The sequence below is a fragment of the Streptomyces sp. NBC_00377 genome, assembly GCF_036075115.1.
Lineage (GTDB): Bacteria > Actinomycetota > Actinomycetes > Streptomycetales > Streptomycetaceae > Streptomyces.
The window spans coordinates 1,662,396-1,681,443 of the sequence record NZ_CP107958.1 but is presented as its reverse complement, the minus strand read 5'-3'; the positions used below and the strand labels follow the sequence as shown (position 1 = coordinate 1,681,443).

General features: G+C 71.2%; 15 protein-coding genes. 6 read left to right on the top strand and 9 right to left on the bottom strand.

The genetic code is table 11. From position 1 onward, the window contains the following. Positions 1 to 164 precede the first annotated feature (164 nt). The 8 genes from OHS71_RS07410 to OHS71_RS07375 all read right to left on the bottom strand — a co-directional run bounded on the left by OHS71_RS07410 (position 165) and on the right by OHS71_RS07375 (position 8,385). Positions 165 to 1,451: a flavin-containing monooxygenase gene (locus OHS71_RS07410; protein ID WP_328484432.1), complete on the bottom strand. Its 1,287-nt coding sequence runs from the start codon at positions 1,449 to 1,451 to the stop codon at positions 165 to 167. A gap of 264 nt (positions 1,452 to 1,715) precedes the next feature. Continuing rightward, positions 1,716 to 2,417, bottom strand: a complete 702-nt coding sequence (locus OHS71_RS07405) for a GntR family transcriptional regulator (RefSeq protein WP_328478031.1) — start codon at positions 2,415 to 2,417, stop codon at positions 1,716 to 1,718. Positions 2,418 to 2,612: 195 nt separating this feature from the next. Further along, positions 2,613 to 3,614, bottom strand: a complete 1,002-nt coding sequence (locus OHS71_RS07400; protein ID WP_328478029.1) for a proline racemase family protein — start codon at positions 3,612 to 3,614, stop codon at positions 2,613 to 2,615. Positions 3,615 to 3,657: 43 nt separating this feature from the next. Beyond that, entirely contained in the window at positions 3,658 to 4,587 is a 930-nt protein-coding gene (locus OHS71_RS07395) for a dihydrodipicolinate synthase family protein (protein ID WP_328478027.1), read from the bottom strand. 43 nt (positions 4,588 to 4,630) lie between these two features. Beyond that, positions 4,631 to 6,043: an FAD/NAD(P)-dependent oxidoreductase gene (locus OHS71_RS07390; protein WP_328478025.1), complete on the bottom strand. Its 1,413-nt coding sequence runs from the start codon at positions 6,041 to 6,043 to the stop codon at positions 4,631 to 4,633. Further along, on the bottom strand, positions 6,036 to 6,335 hold the full coding sequence (locus OHS71_RS07385; RefSeq protein WP_328478023.1) for a (2Fe-2S)-binding protein: 300 nt from the start codon (positions 6,333 to 6,335) through the stop codon (positions 6,036 to 6,038). The genes OHS71_RS07390 and OHS71_RS07385 overlap by 8 nt, the downstream gene beginning before the upstream one ends. Continuing rightward, complete coding sequence (locus OHS71_RS07380) at positions 6,332 to 7,513, bottom strand: NAD(P)/FAD-dependent oxidoreductase (protein WP_328478021.1); 1,182 nt, start codon at positions 7,511 to 7,513, stop codon at positions 6,332 to 6,334. The genes OHS71_RS07385 and OHS71_RS07380 overlap by 4 nt, the downstream gene beginning before the upstream one ends. Positions 7,514 to 7,590: 77 nt before the next feature. Further along, entirely contained in the window at positions 7,591 to 8,385 is a 795-nt protein-coding gene (locus OHS71_RS07375; protein WP_328484431.1) for a hypothetical protein, read from the bottom strand. A gap of 462 nt (positions 8,386 to 8,847) precedes the next feature. Here OHS71_RS07375 and OHS71_RS07370 point away from each other — a divergent pair, with 462 nt between their 5' ends. Both OHS71_RS07370 and fusA read left to right on the top strand, forming a co-directional pair. Next, positions 8,848 to 9,546, top strand: a complete 699-nt coding sequence (locus tag OHS71_RS07370; RefSeq protein WP_328478019.1) for a nucleotidyltransferase domain-containing protein — start codon at positions 8,848 to 8,850, stop codon at positions 9,544 to 9,546. Positions 9,547 to 10,017: 471 nt separating this feature from the next. Continuing rightward, positions 10,018 to 12,084, top strand: coding sequence for an elongation factor G (fusA, locus tag OHS71_RS07365; RefSeq protein ID WP_328478017.1), 2,067 nt, complete (start codon positions 10,018 to 10,020; stop codon positions 12,082 to 12,084). 211 nt (positions 12,085 to 12,295) lie between these two features. Here fusA and OHS71_RS07360 read toward each other — a convergent pair whose 3' ends face one another. Next, on the bottom strand, positions 12,296 to 14,089 hold the full coding sequence (locus OHS71_RS07360; protein WP_328478015.1) for a coagulation factor 5/8 type domain-containing protein: 1,794 nt from the start codon (positions 14,087 to 14,089) through the stop codon (positions 12,296 to 12,298). A gap of 232 nt (positions 14,090 to 14,321) precedes the next feature. Between OHS71_RS07360 and OHS71_RS07355 the strand changes: the two genes are divergently transcribed. From OHS71_RS07355 to OHS71_RS07340, 4 genes are read left to right on the top strand one after another with little or no spacing between them, the layout of a single operon-like run. Then, positions 14,322 to 15,641 (top strand): ABC transporter substrate-binding protein, encoded by a 1,320-nt coding sequence (locus tag OHS71_RS07355; RefSeq protein ID WP_328478013.1) that lies wholly within the window; start codon positions 14,322 to 14,324, stop codon positions 15,639 to 15,641. A gap of 10 nt (positions 15,642 to 15,651) precedes the next feature. After that, on the top strand, positions 15,652 to 16,644 hold the full coding sequence (locus OHS71_RS07350; protein WP_328478011.1) for a carbohydrate ABC transporter permease: 993 nt from the start codon (positions 15,652 to 15,654) through the stop codon (positions 16,642 to 16,644). A gap of 7 nt (positions 16,645 to 16,651) precedes the next feature. Further along, positions 16,652 to 17,491 (top strand): carbohydrate ABC transporter permease, encoded by an 840-nt coding sequence (locus OHS71_RS07345; protein ID WP_328478009.1) that lies wholly within the window; start codon positions 16,652 to 16,654, stop codon positions 17,489 to 17,491. Positions 17,492 to 17,520: 29 nt separating this feature from the next. Further along, a complete protein-coding gene (locus OHS71_RS07340; protein ID WP_328478007.1) occupies positions 17,521 to 18,879 on the top strand; it encodes a GH1 family beta-glucosidase in 1,359 nt (452 codons plus the stop codon). The last annotated feature ends 169 nt before the right edge of the window (positions 18,880 to 19,048 follow it).

Below are 19,048 nucleotides of genomic sequence, written 5' to 3'. Positions count from 1 at the left end.
CGCCCCGTGCACGGCCTCACCGCCGATGGCGTGACCTCAGCGTCACGACGGAGGCGGCCACGGCAGGGGGCGGCCAGGGTTCGACGCCGATCGATACCCGTCCTTCGGGGCGGGTATGCCCTGTTTCGGGCCGAGGCACGAGCCCGGCATTCTGCGTCCCGAGTTCACTCCTCGCGCAACTCGGCGAGGTAGGGTGCCACGTTGACCTGGGTCGACGCTCCCTCCCGCTGCCCGTACTGGCCCGCGACACCGCCCAGGTAGGTGGCGATCTCCTTGCGCATGGCCTCCGCCTCCGGCAGCACCGCCTCGCCGGTGACGAGCCGCGTGATCCACCGTGCCTGGGCCTCCACCAGCCGCGTGATCGAACCGACGGGGCGGATCAGGCCGGCGAAGAAGAGACCGGGACGATCCGGAGCGGCGACCCGTTTGTACAGCTCGACCGAGCCCTCGACGCCGACCGGGCAGCCCGGCTCCAGGAACGGGAAGGCCATCCGGTACCCGGTGCAGTACACGAGGGCGTCGGCCTTCATCGACGTACCGTCGGTGAAGGAGACCCGGTCGCCCTCGATGACGTCGATCGCGGGCTTCGGCGTCACCGCGCCATGGCGGATACGGCTGAGGATCTCGTCGGAGATGGTGATGGCCGAGGCGAAGATCGGATGGTCCGGCTCGGGCAGGCCGTAGTCACTGAGCCTGCCTCGGGCGACGAGCAGCGCCTGTTCGACGAAACGGCGCTGCTCGGAGAGGGACATGTCGATCCACCACGAGGCGTCGGCGATCTCGTCGAGGGCCATGCCGAACAGCTGCTTGGGCACGATGTGCAGCCCCCGGCGTACTGAGAGGACCGTCTGCTCGGCGTGCCGGGAGAGGTCCGCGGCGATGTCCACGGCCGAGGGGCCCAGCCCCACGACGACGACGCGCTGTCCGGCGTACTCGTCCCCGTCCAGGTAGTCGAGGGAATGGCGGATCGGTCCCGTGAACGTTTCGGCGCCCCTGGGCAGAGCGGGCATCGACGGCTCCGAGTTGTGCCCCGAAGCGACGACCACGTATGTGAACCTGCGGGCCGAGATCGTGCCGTCGGCGTCCCGGCCGACGACCGTCCAGCCACCGTCGGGCTCCTGCCGTACGGAATCCACGGTCGTTTGGAACTCGATGCGGTCCAGTACCCCGGCCCATTCGGCGAACGAGCGCAGGTAGGCCGCGATCTGACTGTGCCGGGGGTAGAGCGGGTACGAGGCGGGCATCGGGTAGTCCGAGTAACCGGTGGTCTGTTTCGAGGTGTTGAGGTGCAGCGACAGATAGCCGGGGCCGCGCTCGCCCGCCTGCGGCCGACGCCAGATCCCGCCGACGTCGGCGGCCTGTTCCAGGCAGACGAAGTCGACGCCGGCTCTGTTCAGGGCGTGTGCCGTAGCCAGCCCCGACAGCCCCGCACCGATCACGCACAACCGCACCGATTCCCCCACAGGTGACACACCATCCTCTTGTGAACCGGCGAGTAACTGCCCATTCCGTGCGCGCGGCACTCTTGGCACGTCCGCGACAAGGATCACAGCGTGCTCCGTGCACGGGTCGGGTAGGAGGAAGGAAAGGAAGCGAACGGGGACGGCGGGTGCGGGGGCGGGCTGCGGGAACAGCGGTGGCGGTCGATCTGCTTCAGGTGGTTCCGTCGAGGTCCACCGGCAGCCACTCCATTCGCCCCGCGCGCTCCGTTGCGGTCACTCCCCGGCGGACGCCCACAACTGCCGCACATGGCCCAGATGCCGGGTCATGACCTCGCGCACCGCCCGCTCATCCCGAGCCAGCAGGGCGTCCAGGAGCTCCAGGTGTTCCTCGGCGGAGGACAGCAGACGGCCGGACGCGGACAGAGCGGTCAGTCCGTAGAGCCGGGCACGGCCGCGCAGGCCGCGAACGACCTCGACGAGGTGCGCGTTGCCGGCGAGCGCGAGCAGGCCGAGGTGGAACCGGGTGTCGGCCTCGACGTAGGCGATGAGGTCGCCGGCGACCGCGGCGGCGACGATCTCCCGGGCGGCCGGGCGCAGCGCCTCCAGCGACACCGGGTCCGCGGTCGTCGCCAGCGCCACCACGGTGGGGATCTCGATGAGCGCGCGGACCTGTGTGTACTCGTCGAGTTGCCTGTCGGATACCTCGGTGACGCGGAACCCCTTGTTGGGTACGGCGGATACCAGCCCCTCCTTGGCGAGGTCGAGCATCGCCTCGCGCACCGGCGTCGCCGAGACGCCGAATCGGGCGGCCAGCGCGGGCGCGGAGTACACCTCACGGGGCCTCAGTTCACCCGCGATCAGCGCCGCGCGCAGGGCGTCGGCGACCCGCTCGCGATAGCTGCTGGACCTACCGCCGAGCACGGGGAGCGACGGAGGGGCGGGCTGCTGGCTGCTGCTCTCGGGCAGGGCGGCCATCGTGGATCTCCTCGGATGCGGGCTGTGCCATGTCAGCGTGTCATGGGCACCTGTGCAATATCACGTCTCACCATTGTCCCAATGTCCCGGCAGACGGCAGACGGCAGACGGCAGACGGCAGACGGCGGACGGCAGACGGCAGACGCCCGTGCCGCTGTCCGCCGGAGCCCGTGTCCGGCGAGGCAACGCCCGGTGTCACAGGACGAACCCCGCCGGGAACGGGTCCGTCGGGTCGAGCAGGTACTGGGCCGTCCCCGTGATCCACGCGCGGCCGGTGAAACTGGGCAGCACCGCCGGATGACCGGCGACGTCCGCCGTGCCGAGGAGCCGGCCCGTGAAGCGCGTGCCGATGAAGGACTCGTTGACGAACTCGGTGTGCAGCGGCAGTTCACCTCGCGCGTGCAGCTGTGCCATGCGCGCGCTCGTGCCGGTACCGCAGGGCGAGCGGTCGAACCAGCCCGGGTGGATGGCCATCGCGTGCCGGGAACGGCGGGCGGTGGCGCCGGGCGCGTACAGGTGGACGTGATGACAGCCGCGGATGGACGGGTCTTCCGGGTGGACCGGCTCGTCCTCGGCGTTGATCGTCTCCATCAGAGACAGTCCGGCTTGCAGGATGTCGTCCTTGCGGGCGCGGTCGAAGGGCAGTCCGAACTCCGTCAGCGGCAGGATCGCGTAGAAGTTGCCGCCGTACGCCAGGTCGTACGTCACCGTACGTCCGTCGGGCAGTGTCGCCCTCCGGTCCAGCGCGACCGCGAAGGAGGGAACGTTGCGCAAGGTCACGGACGTGGCCGCGCCGTTCTCGACCGCCACCTCGGCGACGACCGGGCCGGCCGGGGTGTCCAGACGGATCGTGGTGACCGGTTCGACGACCTCGACCATGCCCGTCTCCACGAGCACCGTCGCCACCCCGATCGTGCCGTGCCCGCACATCGGCAGATAGCCCGAGACCTCGATGTAGACGACGCCCCAGTCGCAGTCGGGCCGGGTGGGCGGCTGGAGGATCGCGCCGCTCATCGCGGAGTGACCCCGCGGCTCGTTCATCAGCAACTGCTTGATGTCGTCGCGGTGTTCACGGAAGTACAGTCGGCGCTCGTTCATCGTCGCACCGGGGATGGCGCCGATCCCGCCGGTGATCACACGGGTGGGCATGCCCTCGGTGTGCGAGTCGACGGCGTGCAGGACGAGCTTGCTGCGCACGAAGTCTCCTTCTCTGTACGGGAGTCGGTCAGGGCGGCGGCCGCTACGCCAGCCCGGCCGCGACGGCCTTCTCGGTGGCCGCGCGGACGGTCGCCTCCTGGTCCGGCAGCAGCGGGAGCCGTGGCGGGCGGCAGCCGCCGCCGTGGCGGCCCATGATGTCCATCGACAGCTTGATCGCCTGGACGAACTCGACGCGCGAGTCCCAGCGCAGCAGCGGGTGGAGCTGACGGTAGAGGGTGAGCGCGGTGGTGAGGTCGGCGGCCACGGCAGCCCGGTAGAGCTCGACCGAGGATTTCGGCAGGGCGTTGGGGTATCCGGCCACCCAGCCTTTGGCGCCCGCCACCGCCAGCTCCAGCAGCACGTCGTCGGCGCCGATCAACAGGTCCAGCTCGGGCGCCAGTTCAGCGATCCGGTAGGCGCGGCGGACGTCACCCGAGAACTCCTTGACGCCCTGGACGTACCCCTCGCCGTGCAGCCTGGCCAGGAGTTCGGGCACCAGGTCGACCTTGGTGTCGATGGGGTTGTTGTACGCCACGACCGGCAGGCCCGCGGCCGCGACCTCCGCGTAGTGCGCCATGACGGAACGCTCGTCCGCGCGATAGGCGTTGGGCGGGAGCAGCATCACCGCCGCGCAGCCCGCTTCGGCCGCCTGCTCGGTCCAGCGGCGCGCCTCCGCCGACCCGTAGGCGGCGACGCCGGGCATCACGCGTGCTCCGCCGATCGCGGCCACCGCCGTCTCGACCACCTGGGCCCGTTCCCCGGGCGTCAGCACCTGGTACTCGCCCAGCGAACCGTTGGGCACGACGCCGTCGCAGCCGTTCGCCACCAGCCAGGAGCAGTGGTCGGCGTACCGGTCGTAGTCCACGGAGAGGTCGTCCCGCAGCGGGAGCGCGGTGGCGACGAGCACGCCTCGCCAGGGGCGCTCGGGGACGATACCGGCGGGGGCAGGGATGGAGGCGGTGGAATCGGTCATGCGGCGGTCCCTTCGGGATGTGGTCCTGGTCCTATGTGACATATCACTGTCCGGGTGTCGCCGTGTGCTCGGCCGACGCGGCCAGCACGCCCAGTGGCACGGGGCGGGCCAGCATTCTCCGGGCGGGAAGGAGTTCGCATCCCGCGACGCCTGCCACCCCGGGCTCGCACATACGGCCCTGACACCAGCCCATTCCGGCCCGGGTCAGCAGCTTCACCGTGCGCAGGTCACCCGCGCCGAGCGTCCCGACAGCCTCACGGACGGCGCCGGCGGTCACCTCCTCGCAGCGGCACACGACGGTCTCGTCGGTCACCTGCTCCGTCCAGCGGACCGGCCGGGTGGCGTACGCGGATTCGAGTGCCGCGAAGAACGACCGCGACCGCGTACGGGCCCGGGCGGCCGGGGCCCACTCCCGCGGGTCGGGAACACCGCCCGCCAGCCTCGCCGCCGCCGACCGTCCCGCGATGTGCCCCTCGGCGAGCGACAGGGCCGCGCCGCCGATCCCCGTGGTCTCGCCGGCGGCCCAGACGCCCGGGACGTCGGTGCGCTGCTCGTCGTCCGCGTACACGCGCGGCCCGTCGAGGCGACAGCCGAGTCCGTCCGCGAGGTCGGTGTGCGGCAGCATGCCGTGCCCGACGGCGAGAATGTCGCAGGCGATACGCCGTTCCGTGCCGGGTACCGGTCGGCCTTCGGCGTCCAGTGCGGCGACGGTGACGGACTCCAGCCGCTCGGTACCGTGCGCCTCCGACACCGTATGACGGGTCAGCACGGACACCTTGTCGCGCAGGAGTCGCGTCGCGTGGACGACGCCCTCGGTGAGTTTCGCCGGGGCGGTCGACCACAGCCGGGTGTGGCGTACGAACGCTCCCGGAGCGGTGGACTCCACCAGGGCGGCGACCCGCGCGCCCGCGGCCGACAGGCCCGTGGCGACGGGAAGCAGCAGCGGGCCCGTGCCGGCCACGACCGCCGTACGGCCGGGCAGTACGAGCCCGCCCTTCAGCAGCGCCTGAGCGCCGCCCGCGGCGACCACGCCGGGCAGCGTCCAGCCGGGGAACGGCAGGACCTTCTCGTAACCGCCGGTCGCCAGCAGTACCCCGTCGGCGCGGACCGCCACGGACCGCTCCTGCTCCGGACCGACCAGCGCGTGCACGGTGAAGCGGGTCGAATCACGTTCCACGCACCACACATGACGGTCGCTCAGGTGTGTCACGCGGTCGGCGGCGAGGTGGGTGTCCAGCCCTGCACGCAGTCGTTCCCAGGTGCGCCGCTGGTGATGAAGGGCCTGTGGGCGCCGGGCGCCGAGTCCCGGTGCGGGCTGCCGGTAGAACTGGCCGCGCGCCTCGGCGGCGGAGTCGATCAGTACCACGCGCACCCCCCGGCTCCCGGCTGCCAGGGCGGCGGCGAGGCCGGCCGGGCCCGCGCCGATCACCGCCAGCACCGGGCGGTGCTCAGTCATCGTGACCCGTCCCCTCCTGTGTCCGGACGTCCGTGCCCGGCGCCGCCGGTACCAGGCAGGCCCGTAGGTTCGGACGGCCGTCGACGGTCACCAGGCAGTCGAAGCACACGCCGATGCCGCAGAAGACGCCACGTGCCCGCCCTCCGTCCCGTGTGGTGCGCCACGAGGTGACGCCGGACGCCCACAACGCGGCGGCGATCGTCTGGCCGGGCAGCGCCTCGATCTCCCGGCTGTCGAAGGTGAGGGTGAACGGAGCGCCCGGGTGCGCGCGGGCCGGTTTCAGGGGATTCATGGCGCGGCCTCCTCGGCGAAGCGGTCACGATGCTCGGGGTGGTCGAAGCGGTCGGGACGGAACGGGCTCAGGTCCACCTCGGGGCGTTTGCCGGTGAGTGTCTGCGCGACGAGGTGGCCGGTGCCGGTCGCGAGCCCGATGCCGGCGCCCTCGTGTCCGCAGGCGTGGAACAGCCCGGGCACCCGGGGGTCGGGCCCGACGGCGGGCAGGTGGTCGGGCAGATAGGGGCGGAAGCCGAGGTAGGTGCGCATGGCCCGTACGTGCTCCAGGAACGGGAACAGACCTGTCGCGCCCGCCGCCAGGGCGCGCACGACCGGTAGCGAGAAGGACCGGTCGAAGCCGACCCGTTCACGGCTCGCGCCGATCAGGAGGGGGCCGGCGGCGGTCCCCTCGACGACCGGTGACGTCTGGAGGGCCGCCGAGTCGCTCGCCACGTCGGCCACGTAGTCGGCTGCGTACACCTTGTGCCGCACCCGGCGCGGCAGCGGCTCCGTGACCAGCACGAAACCGCGGCGGGGGAGCACCGGCAGCCGTACCCCCGCGAGCGCGGCGACCTCGGCCCCCCAGGTGCCGGCCGCGTTCACCACGACCGGCGCCAGGATGTCGCCCCGGTCGGTGCGTACGCCCCGTACGGCGCCGTCGGTGTCGCGCAGGACCCGGGTCACCGTGCGGCCGGTCTCCAGACGTGCACCCGAGGCCCGGACGAGGCGGGCCGCGGCCAGGGTGGGCATGACCTGGGCGTCCTGCGGATACAGCACGCCACCGGCGAACCCGGGCGCCAAGCAGGGCTCCAGCTCGCGGAGTTGTTCCGTGTCCACCTGGGCCGTCGTCACACCGGCCGCGCGCTGCCGGGACGCCAGCTCCGTCAGAGCGGTGAGCGACCGGGGCGTGGAGGCGACGACGAGACCGCCCTTCGGCTCGTACTCGACGGCCCCGCCCAGCTCCTGGGCCAGTTCGCTCCACAACCGGGCCGACAGCAGAGCCAGTTGCAGTTCGGGGCCGGGCTCCTTGTCGGAGACGAGGAGGTTGCCCTCACCGGCGCCGGTCGTGCCGCCGGCCACCGGGCCACGGTCGACCAGGATCACGTCCAGCCCGGCACGGGCCGCGTACAGCGCGCAGGCGGCGCCCACCATGCCGGCGCCGACGACCACGACGTCACCGCTCGGTCGCTTGGTCACGGCAGTAATATGTCACATGGTCCCGAGGCGGGGAAGAAGGCCGGAGCGGGGGGAGAGGCCCGAGTGCTCCGGCACGCTCAGTCGAACTCGCTGGGCTCGGGCGCCGGGGAACGGCCTTCCCGTACGTCCTTGAGCCGTGTGGTGCCATGGCTGACCGCGGCCTTGGTGCTGTCGTGATCCGCGCCGTCCGAACCGCCGTTGGTGACCGTGATCGCGTCGTCGCCGACCCGTACGACGGCGACGTCCATGGTGAGCGTGACCGGGGTGCCGCCGGAGGGACCCGCCACCGTCACGGTGAGGCCCTGCCGGGCGTCGCCCGCGTCGGGCAGGGACGCCTCGACGACCTGCACGGTACGGGTGGTCCCGTCGGAGGCGACCGCGTTGAACTGGTCGCACGCGGTCGGCAGGGACTTCAGCCAGTCCAGCGAGTCGTCCAGGGAGGCCGACCGGTAGGCCGCGACCTGGTAGAGCAGCCGGGAGTTGCCCTCGGTGAATCCGGTGAGGGCCGAGGGGCCGGGCGGGGCCCCGAGGAGGTCTTCGTCGTAGAGCCCGTCCAGCAGGCGCTGGCAGTCGGCGGCCTGCGTCTTGCCGGTGAGGAACTGGGCGGCGTCGACCGTGCCGATGAGCATCCGGTCCCGCCAGCTCGCCGCGCTCTTGACCTGCGTCCAGTCGTCCTCCAGGTCCCCCTCGGTGATCAGTGCCGTCTGCGCGCCGGCCTGGGTGAGCGGCGTGACGGTGGGGGACGGGGCGGCGGTCCGTGTGCCCGTCGGCGAGGTCGAGGCGCTCGACGCGCTCGACGCGCTGTCGTCCCCGTCGGAACAGGCCGCCGCCGTGGCGAGCAGCGTCCCGACAGCCAGAGCGGCGGCCAGCACCCGGGTCGGCCGGCCGGGACGCGTCGGACCGGCAGGACCGGACGGGCCGGAGGGACGGGCCGGGGTGGACGGGCGGGACGACTGGCGAGGACTGGTCACGGATACCTCCTGAGGACGGTTCGGGGACGGGGCGGGGCGGGGCCGGTCCCCGCGTGGACGCGCCCCGGGCGGGTTCCCGAGGGTTTCCTCTCGTCGACCTGGATGCTTCCCGGGCACTGTCTGAGCTCTGGTGGCGCTGTCTCTGCCCCTCCACGGCACCACCGGCCGGGCCGCTCGACCAGCGCACTGAGCCGTACGGGTGACCGGCGGGCGGAGCGGGACGCGCGGGGAACGGACGGTGGCGGCCGGGCGCGGCGGGAAAAACGAGGTGGTCCCGGAGACGGGAGCCGGGGCATCATGGCGGTCCTGCAACCCGGCCACGGGGGCACGCGCACACCATCAGGGGAACCACCGGGGGCACCTGTGACCGTCACCAACATCCTGCTGTCCGGAATCGTCGGTTCGACCGCCTACGGGCTCGCCCACGAAGGCTCCGACGTGGACCGCCTCGGCATGTTCGCCGCCCCCACCGACGAACTGCTCGGTCTGCACCAGCCGAAGGAGTCGCACGTCAGCACGGCACCCGACCGCACCGTGCACGAGGCGGCGAAGTGGTGCAGGCTCGCCCTCGGCGGCAATCCGACCGTGATGGAACTCGTCTGGCTGCCCGACGAGCTGTACGAGGTGCGGACCCCGCTCGGCGACGAACTCATCGGCCTGCGCACGACGTTGCTCAGCGCCCGGCGGGTCCGCGACGCCTATCTCGGCTATGCCACACAGCAGTTCCGGAAACTTCAGAACCGCAGTGAAGCCCCCCTGTCCTCGGACAAGCGGATCGCCAAGCACGCCCGCCACCTCAAGCGGCTGTGCACCCAGGGCTACGAGCTCTACGCCACCGGGCGGTTGTCGATCCGTGTCGACGACCCGGAGAGCTACCACAGGTTCGGCGAGTCGGTCGCCGCCGATCCTCAAGCCGCTGCGCCGCTGCTGCGCCACTTCGAGGAGGCGTTCGCCGAGACGCGCAGCGCACTGCCCGAGCAGCCGGACGAGACCGCCGCAGACGCCTGGCTGCGCCGGGTGCGGAGGCAGTTCTACACACAGGCGCAGAGCACACCGGCCTGAACGCCGGGCGCGCTCCGGGCGGGGGCGCGCCGGGGTGCCGGGGATGCGCGGGGATGCGCCGAGGGGTGCCGGAGCGGCGCCGGGGGTGCCGCGAGCGACGCGGAGGCCGTGGGGCACGGTCGCGATAAATCACCTGCGGCATGTGCGAGTTGCCCCCTACACTCGCCCACACCGAGTGCGGCCCACGACATGGGCGGCGCCGGACCGAGACGAACGAGGGGAGCCCGGCCATGCGTGTCCACACCGCTGTCGTCGCTCCCCGCTCCCGCTACGAGGTGATCCTCGTGTCTTCGGCCGTCCGGTGCTCGCTGCGCGGCCTGCACCGGGCGTCCTGACGAAGCCCTGAACACGGCAACGCGCCCTTGACGCACTGCGCAGGCAGTGCGTCTGGCGGTGCGTCAACTCCGTGCTCCGGCATTCGTCGGGAAATCGCGCTGCCCGTTCTCGGAACACCCCGAAAGGCCAAGGGCCGTGCGCAACAACCTCGACCGTCAGCTCTCCGTAGTCCGCAACCTGGGCATCCTCGCCCACGTCGACGCCGGCAAGACCACCGTCACCGAGCGGATCCTGTACGCCACCGGGACCACGCACAAGCGCGGCGAGGTCCACGACGGCACGACCGTCACCGACTTCGACCCCCAGGAGCGTGACCGTGGGATCACCATCTTCGCCGCGGCCGTCAGCTGCGACTGGGACGGTCACCGCGTCAACCTGATCGACACCCCCGGGCACGTCGACTTCGCCGACGAGGTGGAACGCTCGCTGCGGGTGCTCGACGGGGCGGTGGCGGTGTTCGACGCCGTCGCGGGCGTGGAGCCGCAGAGCGAGTCCGTGTGGCGGCAGGCCGACCGGCACGGCGTGCCGAGGATCGCGTTCGTCAACAAGCTGGACCGGGTGGGCGCCGACCTCGACGCCGCAGTGACGTCGATCCGTGAACGTCTCCATCCGGTTCCCCTGGTGGTGCAGCTGCCGATCGGCTCCGAAGACGGCTTCACCGGCGTCGTCGACCTGCTGCGCATGCGGGCACTGACCTGGGGCGACGGCGGCGAGAGCGCAGTGGAGGACGCCGTACCGGAGGACCTGCGGGAGGAGGCGCTGCGTCGCCGCCGGCTGCTGGAGGAGGCGGTGGCGGAGCGCCACCCGGCCGCACTGGAGGAGTTCTGCGACCGCGAGACGCTCTGTGCCGAGACCCTCTCCGGTGCGCTGCGCGATCTGACGCGCACGGGTGACGCAGTGGTCGTGCTGTGCGGCTCGGCCTACCGCAACCGTGGCATCGAGCCGCTGCTCGACGCCGTCGTCGCCTATCTGCCGTCGCCGCTGGACGTGCCGCCCGTACGCGGTGTGCCTGGCGGTGACGAACTGCGGCCCGCCGACCCGGCGGCCCCGTTCGCGGCTCTCGCGTTCAAGGTGGCCGCCACCGCCACCGGTCGGCTCACCTACCTGCGGGTGTACTCGGGCACCCTCGAGAAGGGAGACGTGGTGTGGGAGTCGGGCGCGCGGCGTACCGAGCGGGTCGGCCGGATCCTGCGGGTGCAGGCCGACCGGCATGCCCAGCTGGAGCGCGCGGTCGCGGGGGACATCGTGGCCGTGGTCGGGCTGAAGTCGGCCCGTGCGGGGTCGACTCTGAGCGCGCCGGAGGCGCCGGTCGTCCTGGAGCCGCCGGGGGTCGCCGACCCGGTCGTCTCCGTGGCGGTGGAGTCGCGCACGAGCACCGAAGCCGACCGGCTGGCCTCGGCACTTGGCCGACTGGCCGAGGAGGACCCGTCGCTGGTGGTCCGGACCGACCCGGAGACCGGTCAGACGGTCCTGTCGGGCATGGGTGAACTGCATCTGGAGGTCGCGGTGGAGAAGATCCGCCGCAGCCTCGGTCTGGAGGTCAACGTCGGCCGTCCGAGGGTGACGTACCGGGAGACGGTCGCCCGCGGGGTGTCCGGTCTGGTCTTCCGGCATGTCAAACAGGACGGCGGGGCGGGCCAGTTCGCACATGTCGTTCTCGACGTGGAGCCGCTCGGCGCGGATTCCGGCGAAGGCGGTGCGGACACGGGTTTCGCGTTCCGCTCGGCCGTCGTCGGGGGACGGGTGCCGCAGGAGTACGTCCGTGCGGTCGAGGCCGGCTGCCGGGACGCCCTCGCCGAGGGTCCCGTGGGCGGTCATCCGGTCACCGGGCTGCGGGTCACCCTGACGGACGGGGCGACCCATGTGAAGGACTCCTCGGAGATGGCGTTCCGCACGGCCGGCCGGCTCGGGCTGCGGGAGGCCCTGCGCGGCTGTGCGATGGTCGTGCTGGAACCGGTCGTCGAGGTGACGGTCACCGTCCCCGAGGATGCGGTGGGCGGGGTCCTCGGAGACCTGGCCGCCCGGCGCGGGCGGGTCACCGACTCGGCGGTCCGCGGCGGCTCGGCGGTGGTCACCGCCACCGTGCCGCTGGCCGAACTGTTCGGCTACGCGACCCGGTTGCGGAGCCGGACGCAGGGCCGGGGCACCTTCTCGGCCCGGCCGACGGGCTACGCCCCGGCGCCGGTGGCGGCGAGGCAGTAGCTCCTGACGGGGCCTGCGACGCCACCCCGCGAGGCAGTGGCCCCCGGCCGCCCCACGACCCCGCCTTCGCGAGGTCGTGGGGCGCGGGGTCCGCCTGCCGGTTCGTGCCGCGTACGCCTGGCGTACGGGGTACGGACCGGGGGGCGGACATCGGAACGCGCGGCTCAGCGGCAGGTCGGGGACCAGGTGGCGGGTGGCCAGGGGACAGGGGTCAGGGGTAGGACACCACGGTCGAGGGCACCGTCGAGGTGCCCGAGGTCGGCGCCCCGAGGTCATTGATGACGTGCTCGTACTGTCCTTGGCCGCCCAGCGAGACCACCAGCAGGTCGTGGAACTTCACCCCCGGGACGTTCGGGGCGGCGAAGCCATGATGCTGGACGATGGTCGGGTCGACGTTGTAGTAGCAGTAGCTGCCGAGGCCCCAGCCCTCGTGGGTGGTGACGCCGGCGCCGACCTTGTAGGCGGCGTAGCCCTTCACCGTGCCGTTCTGGATCGCGGCCTGGTTCGGCGCGTCGTATGCCTTCTCGTTCTGGAAGAAGATGGTGCGGCCGCGCTGGCCGTTCCACTGCACGTCGTACTTGTTGAAGTGTTCCACGAACAGGCCCGTGGCCAGCACGTAGTGGCCGTTGACGACGACGCCGTAGTCGGCGCGGTTGGTCTCCCAGCCGACGCCCTCGCCGTGGTCGGCGCGCCAGACCCAGGTGTGGTCGACGATCGTGTGACGGTTGTTGACCACCATGCTGGTGGTGGCCTTGCCGGGGCCCGCCCCGCCGATCCGGACGAACACGTCCTGGACGGTCGTCGGGTTCGCGGAGTGGTCGCGCCAGGCTCCGGGCGGACCGACTTCCAGCAGGGTCGCGGAGTTCACCGGTCCGGCGTCGACGAGGAAGCCGGCCAGCCGGACCCCGTCGACGTCGGCCACCTTCAGCGCGGTGACGCCGTTGTCCGGGATCAGGGTGGCGTAACCGAGGCCCAGCACAACGGTGTTGGCGCGGGTCACCCGGATCGGCTGGTCGAGGTGGTAGATCCCCGGAGTCAGCAGCAGATTCAGCCCCTGTGCGAGCGCCTGGTTGAGGGTGTCGGCGGACACGCCCGGCCTGGCGACGTAGAACCGTGACAGGGGCAGTGAGCTGCCGCGCGGTGTGCCGTTGCCCCAGCTGACGCCGCGTGCGTCGGTCCGCTTCGCGGGCAGGAACACGCGGTACCCGCCGCCGTCGACGTACAGGAACGGCTTCTCCCGTGAGACCGGGGTGGTGTCGAGTGTGGTGTAGGGCGGGTTGGGGAAACTCTGGGCGGGGGCGCCCTCGACCCCCGAGAACACCATGTTCCACACGCCGTTGAGCCAGCTGCCTATCGCGCTGTCCCGGGTGTACCACTGCTGTTGCGAGTACGGGCCGATCTCGCCTTCGATTCGGCTGTCGGCGATGTAGCCGCCGCTGGCCCAACCGTACCCGGACGGGGCGAGGTTGAGGCCGCCGCGGATGTGCATCCGGCGGAAGGGAGCCGCCTGGGCGACGGCCCATCGGTTGGTGCCGCTGACCGGGACGAGCGCCAGGTTCTCCGCCGACCGCCAGAAGTTCTGGGTGGCGTTGCCGCCGAACCAGCCCGCGTCGACGGTCACGTCCCCGTTGATGGTCGTGTCGTCGGGGGAGAGACCGAGGCCCGCGATCGAGGTGTAGAAGCCGAGTTGGGCGTTGAGGCCGTGGTAGGTGCCGGGCTTGAACAGCAACGCGTAGCGTCCGGTGCCGAACTGGGCCGACTCCTGCTCACGGAACACCGCGTCCAGCCGGGCCTGGATGTCCGGGGTCGAGGGGTCGAAGACGAGCACGTTCGGGCCGAGGTCGCCGCCGCCCGGCAGGGCGCGCGGACGCTTGCCGCGCGGGGCGGCGGAGGCCGGGGTGGAGGCGAGTCCGGCGAGGGCGGGGGCGGCCGCGGCCGTGGCGGCGGCCGCCAGGACTGCTCGGCGGCGCACGGCGGGTGTCCTGAGCGGCGGGGTGTGGGGCATGGGCGGCTCTCCTCGGTCCAGGCCGCTCGACAGGTGAACGGCTGATTTAAGGAAGTGAACGGTCGCTGAGCTGAGAGCGCTCTCTCAGCGCTGAATGCTTCAACTACCCGAACGTGCGCGTCAAGTGGTGGGACCGGAGTTCCCCGGACTGTGCCGGAGCTCTTGACGCCGTCCTCTTCCGAGGTTTAACTCACGTCCTAAATTAAGCCCTGATGACACCGGGAGCCGACCCATGCGCACCATCCGAGCCGCGGCCACAGGAGCCGTCGTCATGTCACTCGCCCTCGCGGCCACGGGCTGTGGAGGCGGCAGCTCGACGGACGGCGGGGGCTCCGACGACTCGCCGAAGACGCTGACGTACTGGGCCTCCAACCAGGGCGCGAGCATCGAGGCGGACAAGAAGGTCCTCCAGCCGGAACTCGACAAGTTCGAGAAGCGGACCGGGATCAAGGTGAAGCTGGAGGTCGTCCCCTGGTCGGACCTGCTCAACCGCATCCTGACGGCGGCCACCTCCGGTCAGGGCCCCGACGTGCTCAATATCGGCAACACCTGGTCGGCGTCGCTCCAGGCCACGGGCGCGTTGCTGCCGTGGAGCGACGCGGAGTTCACGAAGATCGGCGGCAAGGACCGCTTCGTCGCCTCCGCGCTCGGCTCGACAGGAGCGCAGGGCAAGGACCCGGCGGCCGTGCCGCTGTACTCGATGGCCTACGCGCTCTACTACAACAAGCAGATCTTCGCCGACGCCGGTATCACGCACCCACCGGCCACCTGGGCCGAGCTGGTGGCCGACGGCAAGAAGATCCAGGCGAAGGGGAAGCAGGTCCTGGGCGCCGAGGGCGCGAACGTCTCGGAGAACATCCACCACGCCTTCGTCTTCGCCAAACAGCACGGCGCCGACTTCTTCACCGCCGACGGCAAGCCCGACTTCACGTCCGACGGCGCGGTCTCGGCGGTCAAGCAGTACGTCGACCTGATGGCGAAGGACAAGGCCATCCCGCAGGGCAACGCCGAGTACGCGCAGAACCAGTCCGTGAGCGACTTCGCCAAGGGCAGGACGGCGATGCTGCTGTGGCAGTCCGCGTCCGCCAACCTCAAGTCCCAGGGCATGAGCGAGGACAAGTACGGCATCGCCCCCGTGCCGGTGCAGTCCGGTGCTCCCGGCGCCGGCGCCCAGGTCAACTCGATGGTCGCGGGCATCAACCTGGCCGTCTTCAAGAACACCGACAACCTCGGCGGTGCGAGCGAATTCGTGAAGTTCATGACCGGCGACGAGGAGCAGAAGATCCTCAACACGGCCTACAGCACCATCCCGCCGGTCGCCTCCGCGCAGTCGGACGCCGCGTTCAACTCCCCGGCGAACGCGGTCCTCAAGGACACCCTCGCCAAGAGCGCCGCCGCGCTGCCGCAGGTCGCCGACGAGTCCCAGTTCGAGACGGTGGTCGGAACGGCCGTCAAGGAACTGTTCGCCGACGCGGCCGCAGGCCGGCCGGTGACCACCGACTCCGTGAAGGCCGAACTCGCCAAGGCCCAGCAGCAGATGCCGGCGAAGTGACGGCGACGAAGTGAGCGGGACCACCACAGCCGAGGTCGAGAAACCTCGCGTACGCACCGACGCCGGCCGGGAACCGCACCCGCGCCCCGGCAGGATCCGCCGGATCGGACTGCCCTACCTGCTGCTCCTGCCGGCGTTGGCCCTCGAACTCCTCGTCCATCTGGTGCCGATGGTGATCGGCATCGTGATGAGTTTCAAGGAGCTGACCCAGTTCTACATCCGCGACTGGGGCACGGCCCCCTGGTCCGGGCTCGACAACTACCGGATGTCGGTGGACTTCGACGCTCCCGTCGGCGAGGCCATGCTGCACTCGTTCTTCGTCACCGTCGGCTTCACCCTGCTCTCGGTCGGCCTGTGCTGGCTCATCGGCACCGCGGCGGCGATCTTCATGCAGGACACCTTCCGCGGGCGGGGGCTGCTGCGGGCACTCTTCCTGGTGCCCTACGCCCTGCCGGTCTACGCGGCCGTGATCACCTGGGTGTTCATGTTCCAGCACGACAACGGACTGGTGAACCACGTCCTGCACGACCAACTGCACCTCACCGACGAGCGCTCCTTCTGGCTGATCGGCGACAACAGTTTCTACGCCCTGCTGACCGTGTCGGTGTGGAAGGGCTGGCCGTTCGCCTTCCTCATCGTCATGGCCGGCCTTCAGAACATCCCGGGTGAGCTGTACGAGGCCGCCGCGCTCGACGGCGCAGGCATGTGGCAGCGGATCCGCCGCATCACCCTGCCGTCCCTGGGCCCGGTCAACCAGGTCCTGGTCCTGGTCCTGTTCCTCTGGACGTTCAACGACTTCAACACACCGTTCGTGCTGTTCGGCAGGGCCGCCCCGGAGGCCGCGGACCTCATCTCCGTCCACATCTACCAAGCGTCCTTCGTGACGTGGAACTTCGGCACGGGCTCGGCCATGTCGGTCCTGCTGCTGGTCTTCCTGCTGGCTGTCACGGGCGTCTACCTGGCGGTCACCTCGCGCGGGCGGAGGGCTTCCCATGCGCAATAACTCGCCCATGTCACCACCGAGTTCCTTCCTCTGGTCCCGGCGGATCTTCCTCACCCTGCTCACCGGCTTCGTACTGCTGCCGGTGTACGTGATGGTCTCCAGCTCGCTGAAGCCGCTCGCGGACGTCACGGGCGAGTTCCGCTGGCTGCCCAGCGGCCTGACCGTCCGCCCGTACATCGACATCTGGTCCACGGTCCCGCTCGCCCGCTATTTCGTGAACTCGCTGATCGTGGCGGGCGCCGCCACGGTCTGCTCGGTGGTGATCGCCGTGTTCAGCGCCTACGCGGTGAGCCGCTACGAGTTCCGCGGGAAGCGGGTCTTCACGGTCACCGTGCTGTCGACGCAGATGTTCCCCGGCATCCTCTTCCTGCTCCCGCTGTTCCTGCTCTACGTCAACATCGGCAACGCCACCGGCATCGCGCTGTTCGGCTCGCGCGGCGGGCTGATCCTGACGTACCTGACGTTCTCCCTTCCCTTCTCGATCTGGATGCTGATCGGATACTTCGACTCCGTGCCGCGCGACCTCGACGAGGCGGCGCTGGTCGACGGCTGCGGTCCGCTCGGCGCGCTCTTGCGGATCGTCGTCCCGGCCGCGGTCCCCGGCATCGTGGCGGTCGCCGTCTACGCCTTCATGACCGCTTGGGGAGAGGTCCTCTTCGCCTCTGTCATGACCAACGACACCACCCGCACACTCGCCGTCGGACTCCAGGGCTACTCCACCCTCAACGACGTCTACTGGAACCAGATCATGGCCGCCTCGCTGGTCGTCAGCGTGCCCGTGGTGGCCGGCTTCCTGCTGCTCCAGCGCTACCTCGTCGCCGGACTGACAGCCGGAGCCGTGAAGTGAGCAACCACCCCGATCCCGAAGGGACTTCAGTGACCATCGACCTCGCCGCCCTGCCCCAGGACTTCCTCTGGGGGACCGCCACCTCGGCGTACCAGATCGAGGGAGCCGCGGCGGAGGACGGCCGCTCGCCGTCGATCTGGGACACCTTCTCCCACACACCCGGCAAGATCGCGGGCGACGACCACGGCGACGTCGCCTGTGACCACTACCACCGCTGGCGCGAGGACATCGAACTGATGCGCCGGCTCGGCACCAACGCGTACCGGCTGTCGATCTCGTGGCCACGGGTGATGCAGGGCGGCGACGGTCCTGTGAACCCCAAGGGCCTGGACTTCTACGACCGGTTGATCGACGGTCTGCTCAGGGCGGGCATCACGCCGTCCGTCACCCTCTACCACTGGGACCTGCCGCAGGCTCTCCAGGACCGCGGCGGCTGGCCCGAGCGGAGCACCGCGGAGCACTTCGCCGCCTACGCCTCGATCGTCGCCGAGCGGCTGGGCGACCGTGTCACCCACTGGGCCACCCTGAACGAACCCCTGTGCTCGGCGTGGATCGGCCACCTCGAAGGCACGATGGCCCCCGGTCTGACGGACCTCACGGCCGCCGTCCGCGCCTCGTACCATCTGCTCCTCGGCCACGGGCTCGCCGTCCAGGCCGTCCGGGCGGCGGTCCCACGCGCCGAGATCGGCATCGTCAACAACCTCTCCACCGTCCACCCCGCCACCGACCGCCCCGAGGACATCGCCGCCGCCCGCCGCGTGGACGGCCACACCAACCGCTGGTGGCTCGACCCGGTGCACGGCCGGGGCTTCCCGGCCGACATGCGGGAGGTGTACGGCGTCGAACTCCCGGAACAGCGAGGCGACCTGGACACGATCGCCGCACCGCTGGACTGGCTGGGCCTGAACTACTACTTCCCGGCCACCGTGACCGACGACCCCGGCGGTCCCGCCCCGCACGCCCGTTCCGTCCGCCGGGCCGGTGTCCCGCGCACCGGCATGGACTGGGAGGTCGACCCGAGCGGCATCGAGACGCTGCTGCTGCGCCTGACCGACGAGTACGGCGTCCGTCGCCTGTACGTCACGGAGAACGGTTCCAGCTACCCGGACGTCGTGGGGCCCGACGGCACCGTCGACGACCCCGAACGCCGGGCCTACCTGACCGGCCACCTGGCAGCCTGCGCCTCCGCCGCCCGCAAGGGCGCACCCCTGGCCGGCTACTTCGCCTGGTCCCTGCTGGACAACTTCGAGTGGGCGTACGGCTACGACAAGCGTTTCGGCCTCGTCCACGTCGACTACCGCACCCAGACCCGCACGATCAAGGGCACCGGACGCCATTACGCGGAGATCATCCGCAGTCACCGGGAGGGGGTGGCGAAGGCCGCCTGAGGGTGCGGGGCGCGGCGGGTCCGGGTGCGGGAGCCCGTGCCTGCCGCGACTCCCGGGGTCTGCCGGAGCGACTGCGAGGAGAGCCATGAGCACGACGGAACCGACCTGGTTCACGTCCGGCTTCAGCGGCAGCCGGGTGACGGTCGCGGCGAGGTCGCCCGTGCGGAGC

Bases quoted from the DNA above. Each gene is read 5' to 3' on its own strand.
- OHS71_RS07360 (WP_328478015.1), bottom strand. From the start codon at position 14,089: ATGCCCCACACCCCGCCGCTCAGGACACCCGCCGTGCGCCGCCGAGCA.
- OHS71_RS07345 (WP_328478009.1), top strand. From the start codon at position 16,652: ATGTCACCACCGAGTTCCTTCCTCTGGTCCCGGCGGATCTTCCTCACC.
- OHS71_RS07385 (WP_328478023.1), bottom strand. From the start codon at position 6,335: ATGAATCCCCTGAAACCGGCCCGCGCGCACCCGGGCGCTCCGTTCACC.
- OHS71_RS07405 (WP_328478031.1), bottom strand. From the start codon at position 2,417: ATGGCCGCCCTGCCCGAGAGCAGCAGCCAGCAGCCCGCCCCTCCGTCG.
- OHS71_RS07390 (WP_328478025.1), bottom strand. From the start codon at position 6,043: ATGACTGAGCACCGCCCGGTGCTGGCGGTGATCGGCGCGGGCCCGGCC.
- OHS71_RS07395 (WP_328478027.1), bottom strand. From the start codon at position 4,587: ATGACCGATTCCACCGCCTCCATCCCTGCCCCCGCCGGTATCGTCCCC.
- OHS71_RS07355 (WP_328478013.1), top strand. From the start codon at position 14,322: ATGCGCACCATCCGAGCCGCGGCCACAGGAGCCGTCGTCATGTCACTC.